This window comes from Streptomyces sp. AHU1 (assembly GCF_045343905.1).
In the GTDB taxonomy this organism is placed as follows: domain Bacteria; phylum Actinomycetota; class Actinomycetes; order Streptomycetales; family Streptomycetaceae; genus Streptomyces; species Streptomyces triticiradicis.
The window spans coordinates 1,882,881-1,895,323 of sequence record NZ_CP174283.1 but is presented as its reverse complement, the minus strand read 5'-3'; the positions used below and the strand labels follow the sequence as shown (position 1 = coordinate 1,895,323).

10 protein-coding genes and 1 pseudogene are annotated in these 12,443 nt (G+C 72.7%); 10 read left to right on the top strand and 1 reads right to left on the bottom strand.

Annotated features, from left to right (window positions below):
• The first annotated feature begins 340 nt into the window (after positions 1-340).
• Both fmt and ACICHK_RS08650 read left to right on the top strand, forming a co-directional pair.
• Entirely contained in the window at positions 341-1,273 is a 933-nt protein-coding gene (gene fmt / locus ACICHK_RS08655) for a methionyl-tRNA formyltransferase (RefSeq protein ID WP_406836454.1), read from the top strand.
• 222 nt (positions 1,274-1,495) lie between these two features.
• Complete coding sequence (locus tag ACICHK_RS08650) at positions 1,496-2,929, top strand: RsmB/NOP family class I SAM-dependent RNA methyltransferase (protein ID WP_406836453.1); 1,434 nt, start codon at positions 1,496-1,498, stop codon at positions 2,927-2,929.
• 89 nt (positions 2,930-3,018) lie between these two features.
• Here the strand turns inward: ACICHK_RS08650 and ACICHK_RS08645 are convergent, their stop codons facing one another.
• Positions 3,019-5,235, bottom strand: a complete 2,217-nt coding sequence (locus ACICHK_RS08645; protein ID WP_406836452.1) for an MMPL family transporter — start codon at positions 5,233-5,235, stop codon at positions 3,019-3,021.
• Between the two features lie 134 nt (positions 5,236-5,369).
• On the opposite strand from ACICHK_RS08645, the gene rpe reads away from it, so the two are divergent.
• The 8 genes and pseudogenes from rpe to ACICHK_RS08605 all read left to right on the top strand — a co-directional run.
• Positions 5,370-6,056: a ribulose-phosphate 3-epimerase gene (gene rpe / locus ACICHK_RS08640; RefSeq protein ID WP_103549712.1), complete on the top strand. Its 687-nt coding sequence runs from the start codon at positions 5,370-5,372 to the stop codon at positions 6,054-6,056.
• A gap of 78 nt (positions 6,057-6,134) precedes the next feature.
• Entirely contained in the window at positions 6,135-7,178 is a 1,044-nt protein-coding gene (locus ACICHK_RS08635; protein ID WP_162684062.1) for a sugar-binding transcriptional regulator, read from the top strand.
• 50 nt (positions 7,179-7,228) lie between these two features.
• A complete protein-coding gene (locus tag ACICHK_RS08630) occupies positions 7,229-7,675 on the top strand; it encodes a ribonuclease domain-containing protein (protein ID WP_406836451.1) in 447 nt (148 codons plus the stop codon).
• Positions 7,672-8,049 (top strand): barstar family protein, encoded by a 378-nt coding sequence (locus ACICHK_RS08625; protein ID WP_406836450.1) that lies wholly within the window; start codon positions 7,672-7,674, stop codon positions 8,047-8,049. The genes ACICHK_RS08630 and ACICHK_RS08625 overlap by 4 nt, the downstream gene beginning before the upstream one ends.
• A 107-nt stretch (positions 8,050-8,156) precedes the next feature.
• Complete coding sequence (locus ACICHK_RS08620; RefSeq protein WP_406841178.1) at positions 8,157-9,599, top strand: GuaB1 family IMP dehydrogenase-related protein; 1,443 nt, start codon at positions 8,157-8,159, stop codon at positions 9,597-9,599.
• Between the two features lie 378 nt (positions 9,600-9,977).
• Positions 9,978-11,462 (top strand): amino acid permease, encoded by a 1,485-nt coding sequence (locus tag ACICHK_RS08615; protein ID WP_406836449.1) that lies wholly within the window; start codon positions 9,978-9,980, stop codon positions 11,460-11,462.
• A 42-nt stretch (positions 11,463-11,504) separates the two neighbouring features.
• Positions 11,505-11,957: an Lrp/AsnC family transcriptional regulator gene (locus ACICHK_RS08610; protein WP_151468497.1), complete on the top strand. Its 453-nt coding sequence runs from the start codon at positions 11,505-11,507 to the stop codon at positions 11,955-11,957.
• Positions 11,958-12,096: 139 nt separating this feature from the next.
• Positions 12,097-12,387, top strand: a pseudogene (locus ACICHK_RS08605) (ABC transporter substrate-binding protein); the annotation flags it as partial.
• Between the last annotated feature and the right edge of the window lie 56 nt (positions 12,388-12,443).

Below are 12,443 nucleotides of genomic sequence, written 5' to 3'. Positions count from 1 at the left end.
GCGCAAGAGCATATGAACGGGGCGTGTCCCGGGCTGTACGCCCCCCGTCGTGCGGTGGACGCGCCCCGTGCGTCCCCGGACGGCCGCGTGACCTGTGACGACGGGCGGTCCGCACCGGCCGTGTCCGTGTGCGGCGCGCTGTCCGTACCGTCCGTCCCCGGGTCCGGCCCGCACCGCCCGTGCCGGCAGGGGGACATGACCCCCGGCTCCCCGGCCCCCCGGAGAACCCCCGAGCCCTCGGGTCCCGCGCGGCATAGACTGGTGCGCTGCCCCGCACCGTGCCCGAACCGGCGCGCGCGGGGGACGGAAGTGCTCCCGCCCGAGAGGCCAACCGCCACCCATGAAGCTCGTCTTCGCAGGCACCCCCGAGGTCGCCGTTCCCGCCCTGGACGCCCTGATCGCCTCCGGGCGGCACGAGGTGGCCGCCGTCGTGACCCGGCCGGACGCGCCCGCCGGACGGGGGCGACACCTCGTCGCGAGCCCGGTCGCCCAGCGGGCCCAGGAGGCCGGGATCGAGGTGCTCAAGCCCGTGAAGCCGCGGGACGAGGACTTCCTGGCCCGGCTGCGGGAGATCGCCCCGGACTGCTGTCCCGTCGTCGCGTACGGGGCGCTGCTGCCCCGCGTCGCCCTCGACATCCCCGCCCAGGGCTGGGTCAACCTGCACTTCTCGCTGCTCCCCGCCTGGCGCGGCGCCGCCCCCGTCCAGCACGCGATCATGGCCGGTGACGAGATCACGGGCGCCACCACCTTCCTGATCGAGGAAGGCCTGGACTCGGGACCGGTGTACGGGACCGTCACCGAGGAGATCCGGCCCACCGACACCAGCGGGGACCTGCTCACGCGGCTCGCCTTCGCCGGCTCCGGGCTGCTCGCCGCGACGATGGACGGGATCGAGGACGGCACCCTCAAGGCCGTACCGCAGCCCGCCGACGGCATCAGCACGGCGTCGAAGATCACCGTCGAGGACGCCCACATCGACTGGGCCGCCCCGGCGCTGCGCGTCGACCGCATGGTGCGCGGGTGCACGCCCGCCCCCGGCGCCTGGACCGTCTTCCGCGCCGAGCGGCTCAAGCTCATCCAGGTGGCGACGGTGCCCGACCGCACGGACCTCGCCCCGGGAGAGCTGTCCGTCGCCAAGAACAACGTGTACGTGGGCACCGGTTCGTACGCCGTCGAGCTGCTGTGGGTGCAGGCCCAGGGCAAGAAGCCGATGCGGGCCGCGGACTGGGCCCGCGGGGTGCGGATCCCCTCCGGGGAACGCCTCGGAGTCTGAGCCGGGCAGCCACCCCCGCGGTGAGGACCGCGAGGCCGCGCCGGCCTCCGCGGCGGGCGCCGCCGAGGCCGGCGCGGCCTCGGCGAAGGCACGGGGCCCGGCAGGGCCTCCCGGGCCCCGCGGGGGTGCCACTTCGGCGCGTGGCCGGGCGCGTACGCCGCGAGCCCCGCGGCGTACGCTGATGAGCGCACCCTTTTTTCCTGGATCCGGAGCACCTTTTTCGTGAGTGAGCAGCCCCGTCGGCCGCAGAAGCCCGGCAAGCCCTACCGCCGCCCCCAGAAGGACCCGGTCCGCATGCTCGCCTTCGAGGCGCTGCGGGCCGTGGACGAGCGGGACGCGTACGCGAACCTCGTTCTGCCGCCGCTGCTGCGCAAGGCGCGGGAGAAGGGCGACTTCGACGCCCGGGACGCCGCGCTCGCCACCGAGCTGGTGTACGGCACGCTGCGCCGCCAGGGGACGTACGACGCCGTCATCGCGGCGTGCGTCGACCGGCCGCTGCGGGAGGTCGACCCGCCGGTCCTCGACGTGCTCAGCCTCGGGGTCCATCAGCTGCTCGGCACCCGCATCCCGACGCACGCGGCCGTCTCCGCCTCCGTCGAGCTGGCCCGGGTGGTGCTCGGTGACGGGCGGGCCAAGTTCGTGAACGCCGTGCTGCGCAAGGTCTCGCGGCAGGACCTCGACACCTGGCTGGAACAGGTCGCCCCGCCCTACGACGAGGACCCCGAGGACCACCTCGCCGTCGTGCACTCGCACCCGCGCTGGGTCGTCTCCGCGCTCTGGGACTCCCTCGGCGGCGGCCGGGCCGGCATCGAGGACCTGCTGGAGGCCGACAACGAGCGGCCCGAGGTGACCCTCGTCGCCCGGCCCGGACGCTCCACCGCGGAGGAGCTCCTCGACGCACTCGACGAGGACTCGGCGCTTCCCGGGCGCTGGTCCCCGTACGCCGTGCGGCTCACCGAGGGCGGTGAGCCGGGCGCCGTCGACGCCGTGCGCGAGGGCCGTGCGGGCGTCCAGGACGAGGGCAGCCAGCTGGTGGCGATCGCCCTGGCGAACGCGCCGCTCGACGGCCCCGACCGCCTCTGGCTGGACGGCTGCGCCGGACCCGGCGGCAAGGCCGCGATGCTGGCGGGCCTCGCCGCGCAGCGGGGGGCGAGGCTGCTCGCCTCCGAGAAGCAGCCGCACCGGGCGGGACTCGTCGCCAAGGCGCTCGCCGGCAACCCCGGCCCCTACCAGGTCATCGCCGCCGACGGCACCCGCCCGCCGTGGCGGCCCGGCACGTTCGACCGGGTGCTCATGGACGTGCCCTGCACGGGCCTGGGCGCGCTGCGCCGCCGCCCCGAGGCCCGCTGGCGGCGCCGCCCCGAGGACCTCGACGGCTTCGGACCGCTCCAGCGCGGACTGCTGCGCACGGCGCTCGCCTCGGTACGGGTGGGCGGTGTCGTCGGCTACGCGACCTGCTCGCCGCACCTCGCCGAGACCCGCGCGGTCGTGGACGACGTCCTCAAGCACCTCGAGGACGGCTCCGCCGAACTGCTCGACGCCCGCCCGCTGCTGCCCGGCGTGCCCGCGCTGGGCGACGGCCCCGACGTCCAGCTGTGGCCGCACCTGCACGGCACGGACGCGATGTACCTGGCCCTGATCCGCCGGACCGGCTGACCCGGCCCCTCGGCACGGCCGCGCCGCTTCGGGCCGTGCCGAGGGGCCGGGTCAACCGCGGCCGACCGCGGTCTCGCCGAGCCGTTCCGTCAGCCGGGTGGCCGAGCCGGTTTCGTGGGGTCTCCGGCTTCCCCGGACTCCTGCGACAGCGCGGGCTCCCCGGACTCGTGCGGTTCCCCCGCCTCCGCGGGGCGGTGCCCGCCGTCCTCGTGCGCGAGCCGGTTGGGCCACCACACCTTCGGGCCGACGTCGAGGAAGAGCGAGGTGACCAGCACCGAGCGCACCACGAAGGTGTCCAGGAGCACGCCGAGGGCGACCGCGAAGCCGATCTCCGCGAAGCCCACGACGGGCAGGGTGCCGAGGGCCGCGAACGTGCCCGCGAGGACCAGGCCGGCCGAGGTGATCACCGCCCCGGTGGTGGCCAGTCCCGTCACCACCCCCTGTCTGGTGCCGTGGCGGGTCGCCTCCTCGCGGATGCGGGTGGTCAGGAAGATGTTGTAGTCGATGCCGAGCGCCACCAGGAACACGAAGACGAACAGCGGGAAGGCGACGTCCTCGCCCGCGTAGTCGAAGACGTGCCGGAAGGCCAGCGCGCTCACGCCGAGGGCGGTGGCCAGCGACAGCACCACGGTCCCGATCAGCAGCAGCGGAGCGACCAGGGCGCGCAACAGGACGCTCAGGACCAGCAGGACCACCACCAGGACGAGCGGGATGACCAGGTAGTTGTCGTGCGTCTGGGCGTTCTCCATGTCCAGCAGGGCCGCCGAGCCGCCGCCCACCTTCGCGTCGGCGCCCGGAACGGCGTGCACCGCGTCGCGCACCCGCTCCACCGTGTCCTTGGCCGCCGCGCTGTCGGCGGGGGCACGGGTGGTCGCCTCGAACAGCACCCTGCCGTCGTGCACGGGCGCGACGCCCGGTGGCACCCCGATGCTCGACGCCACCACGCCCGGGTCCGCCGCCACGGCCTCGCCGACCTGTCTGCCCTGGGCCGTGTCGGCCACGATGACCAGCGGATCCCCGCCGCCGGCGGGGAAGTAGCGCGCCGACACCTCCTGGCCGGTGATCGAGTCCGGTTTCCCGGTGAACTGGTCGGCGTTGGGGATGCCCGCGGCCCGCAGCTGGATCAGACCGAGGGACAGCAGCCCCAGCGCCAGCGCCGTGGCGACCCAGGTGGTCCGGGGGCGGCGGGCGATCCGCCGGCCCATGTGCGCCCAGACGCCGCTCCTGGTCGGATCGGCCGAACCGAGGTGCGGGACGGCCGGCCAGAAGATCCAGCGGCCGAAGACGAGCAGCAGCGCGGGGAAGAGCGTGAGCATGGCGATCAGGCCGACGGCCACGCCGATCGCCGCGACCGGGCCGAGGCCCCGCGTCGAGTTCATCTCGGCGACCAGCAGCACCAGCATGCTCAGGACGACCGTGGCGCCCGAGGCGAGGATGGCCGGTCCGGCCCGGTTCATGGCGAGTGCCATCGCCTCGTGCCGGTCCTCGTGGCGGCGCAGTTCCTCGCGGTAGCGGGCGACCAGCAGCAGGGCGTAGTCGGTCCCCGCGCCGAACACCAGCACGGTGAGGATGCCCGCGCTCTGGCCGTTGACGGTCAGGCCGGCGTGTCTCGCCAGTAGGTAGATCAGCGCCTGGGCCGTGAACAGGGCGACGACCACGCCGAGCAGCGGGACGAACAGCAGGGTCGGGCTGCGGAAGGTGATGAGCAGCATGACGATGACGACGGCCATCGCGGCGTAGAGCAGCGTCGAGTCGATGCCCTCGAAGGCCTTGGCGGAGTCGGCGGCGGTACCGCCGGGCCCGGTGATGTGCACGGAGAGCCCGTCGTCGCCCTTGCCGACCTGGTCACGGATGGAGTCGACGGCGGGGGAGATCCGCTGCCAGCCGGACGCGTCCATGGTGATCGGGACGTACACCTGCGCCGCGCGCGGATCCGGCTGCCGGTCGAACACCGGCCCCCGCGTCTCCGCCCCGCGGATGCCGTGCTCCCGCAGCGTCTTGAGCTGCTGCACGTCCTCGGCGATCTGCCGGCGGTCCTGCACCGTCAGCCCGTCCGGGCGCGCGTAGACGACGACCGCGGGGATCTGCTCGGGCCTGAACCCCTTCGAGATGTCGAGGACCTGGGTGGATTCGGCCGACCCCGGCAGCCAGGACTGGGCGTCGTTGTCCTGGGCGTCGCTGAGCTTCGTCCCGAGCGGCGCCACGAAGAGGAGCACCAGCAGCCACAGGGCGAGGACCAGCCACTTGGACCGTCGGCCGCACACGACTCCGATGGCCCCGTGCTTCCAGACGTCGAGCCGTTTCATGTCCACCCCCGGGACCGGACGCAGCGCCGTCGGACCGTCCAGAATGGCACGGCGGACCGTCGTACGGCATGCGCGGGACGACCCGGGGCCGGACCGGGGCGGGCAACGGGCCCGGGACATGGCAGTCTTGGGGCATGGCCGCGCAGATCAACCCCAGCATCCTGTCCGCCGACTTCGCCCGTCTTGCCGAGGAGGCAAAGGCGGTGGAAGGCGCGGACTGGCTCCATGTCGACGTCATGGACAACCATTTCGTACCGAACCTCACCCTCGGGGTGCCGGTCGTAGAGTCTCTGGCCCGTGCGACGGACACTCCGCTGGACTGCCATCTGATGATCGAGGACGCCGATCGGTGGGCGCCCCAGTACGTGGAAGCCGGTGCCGGCTCCGTCACCTTCCACGTGGAGGCCGCCGCCGCGCCCGTCCGGCTCGCCCGGGAGATCCGGGCCAAGGGCGCCCGCGCCTCCATGGCGCTCAAGCCGGCGACCCCCATCGAGCCGTACGAGGACCTGCTGCCCGAGCTCGACATGCTGCTGATCATGACGGTCGAGCCCGGATTCGGGGGCCAGGCCTTTCTTGACATCATGCTCCCCAAGATCCGCCGCACACGCGAGTTGATCAGCAAGCACGGCCTGGAACTGTGGCTCCAGGTCGACGGCGGTGTCTCGGCCTCGACCATCGAGCGGTGCGCGGAGGCGGGAGCCGACGTGTTCGTCGCCGGTTCGGCGGTGTACGGGGCGGCGGACCCCGCTCAGGCGGTACGTGCATTGCGCACGCAGGCCGAGGAGGCGACGGCCCGTGCGTCGTGGGCGTGCGACCACTGAGCCAAGGGAACGTGAACGCCGTCCATCAGGGCGGATCAAGCGCGCCGGATCTGCGAGGATGAACGGCGAATCCAGAGTGTGAACAGAAGTGAGGAGATGGCCGTGTCGGGTATGTCGGCGGGCCGGTCAGCCATGCGGATGGGACCCGCTGAGCTGGTCCAGGCGGCGGCCATGGCCCGCCGCTTCTACCTCGAGGGCAAGTCCAAGATCCAGATCGCCGAGGAGTTCGGCGTCAGCCGCTTCAAGGTGGCCCGGGTCCTGGAGACCGCTCTCGAACGGGATCTCGTGAGGATCGAGATCCGCGTCCCCGCCGAGCTCGACGCGGAGCGCTCGGACGCGCTGCGGGCCCGCTACGGCCTGCGGCACGCCGTGGTCGTCGAGTCCCCGGCCGAGGCCGAGGAGTCGCCCGACCCGGAGAACCTCGGAGAGGTGGCCGCCGACCTGCTCGGCGAACTCGTCAACGAGGGCGATGTGCTCGGCCTCGCCTGGGGCCGCTCCACGATCCACATGGCGGCGGCCCTGGACCGGCTCCCGCCGTGCACCGTGGTGCAGCTGACGGGCGTGTACGACGCCGGGACCGCCGAGCGCGGCTCCGTCGAGGCCGTCCGGCGCGCCGCGCAGGTGTCGGGCGGCGACGCCCACCCCATCTACGCGCCGATGCTGCTGCCCGACGCGGCCACCGCGGCGGCGCTGCGCCACCAGACGGGGATCGCCCGCGCCTTCGAGTACTTCGACAAGGTGACCGTCGCCTGCGTCTCCATCGGCTCCTGGGAGCCCGGCATCTCCACGGTGCACGACATGCTCAGCGACGAGGAGCGCGCGCACTACGCGTCCCTCGGTGTCGCCGCCGAGATGTCCGCGCACCTCTTCGACGCCGAGGGCCGCCGGGTCGGACGTGACCTCGGAGAGCGCTGCATCACGGTCGAGGCCGACCGGCTGCGCCGTATCCCCGAGGTCGTCGCCATAGCGGGCGGCCAGCGCAAGGCGGCCGCCATCGACGCGGTGCTGCGGTCCGGGCTCGTCACCAGCCTGGTGACGGACACCTCGGCCGCGGACGCGCTGATGACGGCGGGCCCGCCGCCGCGTCCGGCACTCAACCGGGCGGACCCGGACGGGCCCTGAGGACGGCACCGGAGCGCGCCGTGAGGGGACGGCCGTGGCAGCATCGACTCATGCCGCCGCGGCCGTCCCCTCACGCGTTCACGGGCCCTCTGTCCGCCGGACTGCTGGTCTGTCTGACGGTCCTGCCGACGGGCTGCTCGCCGACGGGCACGGCCGGCCCGGGGGACTCCGCGGCCACCGCCGCGAGCCGTGCCGTGCGGACCCCGTCCTGGGCCGGCGGCCTGCCGACCGTCCCCGCGGCCGCGCTCCCCGCCGAGGCGCGGGCGACCCTCGCCCTCGTCGACCGGGGCGGCCCCTTCCCGTACGCCGAGGACGGCTCCGTCTTCGGCAACTTCGAGCGCGAGCTGCCCGGACACGCCAGGGGTTACTACCACGAGTACACGGTGCGCACCCCGGGCGAGCGCGACCGCGGGGCCCGGCGCATCGTCACGGGACGGCACGGGGAGATCTTCTACACCGACGACCACTACAACTCGTTCAAGGCGGTGCTGAGATGACGTACGGTCCGCTCGCGGCGGTGTGCCGTTCGGCCGGGTGGCAGGTCACCGAGCTCGACCTCTCCGGGGTGCTCGACAAGGGCGCCTTCATGGCACGCTGCGTCCGCGACCTCGACCTGCCGGAGTGGTTCGGCCGGAACTGGGACGCGCTCGCCGACGTCCTGGGCGACCCCGACTGGGGACCGGCCAACCCGGGCAGACTCGTCGTGGTGACCGGCTGGCGCCCCTACGCGCGGAGCCGGCCCGAGGAGTGGGAGACGGCGCAGGAGGTGCTGGAATCGGCCTCCGGTCACTACGAGCAGTTCGACGCCGCGCTGTCGGTCGTCCTCTCCCTTGGAGGATCCGACCAACTGTCCCCTGACCAGCCTGGATGATCCGCCCGGGGACCGCGTACAGGGCGGCATGGGACAATGAAGTACGTGCTCTTCCCCCTGGCTGACCTGTCCGGGGGCCACCTCTGATCGACTGGGATGTGCAGCACGTGCGTTTCCTCAACGACATCCAGCCCCCGTACGACCTGACGTACGACGACGTCTTCATGGTGCCCAGCCGCTCGGCCGTGGGCTCCCGTCAGGGAGTGGACCTCGCCTCCCCCGACGGCACCGGCACCACCATCCCGCTCGTGGTCGCCAACATGACGGCGATCGCAGGCCGGCGGATGGCCGAGACCGTCGCCCGTCGCGGTGGCCTTGTCGTCATTCCGCAGGACATTCCGATCGACGTCATCACCGAGGTCGTCTCCTGGGTCAAGGGACGCCACCTGGTGCTCGACACCCCGATCGTCCTCGTGCCCCACCAGACCGTCGCCGACGCGCTGGCGCTGCTGCCCAAGCGCGCGCACAACGCGGGCGTCGTCGTCGACGAGGACGGCCGTCCCGTCGGTGTGGTCACCGACGCCGACCTGTCCGGCGTGGACCGCTTCACCCAGCTGTCCGAGGTCATGTCCAAGGACCTGCTGCTCCTCGACGCGGACATCGAGCCCCGCGAGGCGTTCAACCGGCTCGACGCCGCCAACCGCCGCTACGCCCCCGCCGTGGACGCGGACGGCAAGCTGGCCGGCATCCTCACCCGCAGGGGCGCCCTGCGCGCCACGCTGTACACGCCGGCCACCGACGCGAACGGCAGGCTGCGCATCGCCGCCGCCGTCGGCATCAACGGCGACGTGGCGGGCAAGGCCAAGCAGCTGCTGGACGCGGGCGTCGACACCCTCGTCATCGACACGGCGCACGGCCACCAGGAATCGATGATCAACGCCGTCCGGACCGTGCGCGCGCTCGATCCGCAGGTGCCGATCGTCGCGGGCAACATCGTCGCCGCCGAGGGCGTCAAGGACCTGATCGACGCGGGCGCCGACATCATCAAGGTCGGTGTCGGACCGGGCGCCATGTGCACCACCCGCATGATGACCGGCGTCGGCCGGCCGCAGTTCTCCGCGGTCCTGGAGTGCGCCGCCGAGGCGAAGAAGTACGGCAAGCACGTGTGGGCCGACGGCGGTGTCCGCCACCCCCGCGACGTCGCGATGGCACTGGCCGCCGGCGCGTCCAACGTCATGGTCGGCTCGTGGTTCGCCGGCACCTACGAGTCCCCGGGCGACCTCCAGCAGGACGCCAGCGGGCGCCTGTACAAGGAGTCGTTCGGCATGGCGTCCGCGCGGGCCGTCAAGAACCGCACCAGCGAGGAGTCCGCGTACGACCGGGCCCGCAAGGCGCTGTTCGAGGAGGGCATCTCCACCTCGCGGATGTTCCTCGACCCGTCCCGCCCGGGCGTCGAGGACCTGATCGACTCGATCATCGCGGGCGTCCGTTCCTCCTGCACCTACGCGGGTGCCAACTCCCTGGAGGAGTTCGCCGAGAACGCGATCGTCGGCATCCAGAGCGCCGCCGGCTACGCCGAGGGCAAGCCCCTGCACGCCAGCTGGAGCTGATCCGCCGCTGTTCCCCGCACGGCCCCCGCTCCCCTTCCGGAGCGGGGGCCGCACGCGTGGACGGCCTCCGGCGCGTCCGTCCCGCGGGGTCCGGCGCACGGTGGTCGTCCGGCCGTCCCGGCGGCTCCCCGCCCGGCCGGAAGCGGCCTCGCGCAACCATCGAAAAGTCCCGCGCAACGAACACGCGCCGGGATGCGATGAACGCAACGATCTTGCGGAGATGCGCAAGGTTGCTGCATTACGCCCGTGAAGCCCGAACTCATAGGGTCGGGCGCTGTACCAAAAGGTGTGGCGGGGACCCCGCTCGGCGGGTCCCGGCTGTCAGGGGTGCCGCCGGTTCCCGTTCTCTTCGACCGGCAGCGATGAAGGAGCCAGCGCGTGCTCGACCAAGGCGCACCCCCGCAGTCCCCATCCACGTCCGCCCGGCCCTCCCCGGGCTTCGGCGCGCGCCTCATGCGCCGCAAGCCGGTGGAACGCCTGGTGCAGGAGGGCGGACACGGCGAGGGGGGCTCGCTGCGGCGCTCCCTCGGCCTCTGGCAGCTCACCATGATCAGCATCGGTGCCACGCTCGGCACCGGCATCTTCGTGGTCCTCGGCGAGGCCGTCCCCAAGGCCGGACCCGCGGTCACCCTGTCCTTCGTCATCGCCGGTCTCACGGCGCTGTTCTCCGCCCTCTCCTACGCGGAGCTGGCCGGCACCATCCCGGTCGCCGGCTCCTCGTACTCGTACGCGTACGCGACGATGGGCGAACTGATCGCCTGGATCTGCGGCTGGTGCCTGGTCCTGGAGTACGGCGTCTCCGTCGCGGCCGTCGCCGTCGGCTGGGGCGAGTACCTGAACGAGCTGCTCGACGGCACCATCGGCGTCACCATTCCGGACGCGCTCTCCGCGCCGCCCGGTGACGGGGGCATCTTCAACCTGCCCGCGCTGATCGTCGTCCTGCTCGCGATGGCGTTCCTGCTCGGCGGAGCCCGCGAGTCGGCGCGCGCCAACACCATCATGGTGGCCGTGAAGATAGCCGCCCTGGTGCTGTTCTGCGCGATCGGGGTCCAAGGCCTGCGCTCCGGCAACTACGAGCACTTCATGCCGCTCGGCATGGCGGGCGTCAGCGCCGCCGGCGCCACCCTGTTCTTCTCCTACATCGGCTTCGACGCCGCCTCCACCGCCGGTGAGGAGGCCAAGGACCCGCAGCGCGACCTGCCGCGCGCGATCATGCTCTCGCTGGTCATCGTGACCGCCCTGTACGTCCTCGTCGCGGCCGTCGCCGTCGGCGCGAAGCCCTGGCGGCAGTTCGGCGACTCGGAGGCCGCGCTCGCCGAGATCATGAAGGACGTCACCGGGCAGACCTTCTGGGGGACGCTGCTGGCGGCCTGCGCCGTCATCGCCATCGCCAGCGTCGTGCTGACCGTGCTCTACGGCCAGACCCGCATCCTGTTCGCGATGGCCCGCGACGGCCTGGTGCCCAAGGTGTTCGCCCGGGTCCACCCTAAGACCGGCACGCCCCGCGCCAACACGGTCATCGTCTCGCTGTTCTGCGGTGTCCTCGCCGCCGCGATCCCGCTCGGCCAGCTCGCCGACGCCACCAGCATCGGCACCCTGTTCGCCTTCGCGCTGGTCAACGTCGCCGTCGTCGTGCTGCGCCGGACGCGCCCGGCCATGCGCCGCACCTTCCGGGTTCCGCTCGCGCCGGTGCTGCCCGCGATCGGCTTCCTGCTGTGCCTGTGGATGATGGCCTCCCTGTCCGCCGTCACCTGGGTGGTCTTCGGGGTCTGGATGGCCGTCGGGCTCGTGTTCTACTTCAGTTACGGCTACCGCCGGTCCCGGATGGCGACCGCGGAACCCGCCGTCGCCGAGCAGCCGTAGAACCCGTCGCAGGAACCCTCGCAGAAAAGTGAACCACCCGCAGTGCTGAACGATCTCGACGAACGCATCGTGCACGCCCTCGCCGAGGACGCCCGCCGCTCCTACGCGGACATCGGGCAACTGGTCGGCCTGTCCGCGCCCGCCGTGAAGCGGCGGGTCGACCGGCTGCGGGCCACCGGGGCCATCACCGGGTTCACCGTACGGGTGGACCCGGCGGCGCTCGGCTGGGAGACGGAGGGTTTCGTCGAGATCTACTGCCGCCGCAACACCTCGCCGGAGACCATCCAGCGCGGTCTGGAGCGGTACCAGGAAGTCGTGGCCGCCTCCACCGTCACCGGGGAGGCGGACGCGGTGGTGCAGGTGTTCGCCTCGGACATGCGGCACTTCGAGCGGGTCCTCGAGCGGATCGCGGGGGAGCCGTTCGTGGAACGGACGAAGTCCGTTCTGGTGTTGTCGCCGCTCCTGCGGAGGTTCTCCTCGGGGGCACCTACGTAGTCGGCGCCCCCGCAACTGCTCGTACGCCCGCCGGGGTGAGGGTTCTCGCCGCCGGTGATCGCGGGGGTGTGCGGCCGGGCGCGGCTCCCCGCGCCCCTGACAGGGCGTTCCTGGTACCCGGCGTCAGGAATTTCGCCCCCTTCCCTGTGACTGGGCCGACTACGGTGCTCTCATCGACGGCTTCACCAAGAAGTACGGCATCAAGTTCCAGGTCGAGAGCCCCGACGGCTCCAGCCAGGACGAGATCAACGCCGTCATCTCCCGCATGGGCCAAGGCCGTGCCCCCGACGTCCTCGACCTCGGCAGCTCCTTCGCGCTGGGCGCGGCCCGGCAGGATCTGCTCGCCCCGTACAAGGTGACCGCCTTCGGAGGCTTCCCAGATGGGCATAAGGGCACCGCGGGCCGCTGGTTCAACGACTACGGCGGCTACCGGTAATCATTCGCAGTGCTCCGGCCTTCGGGCCGGGGGTGAAGCGGATCCTGTGG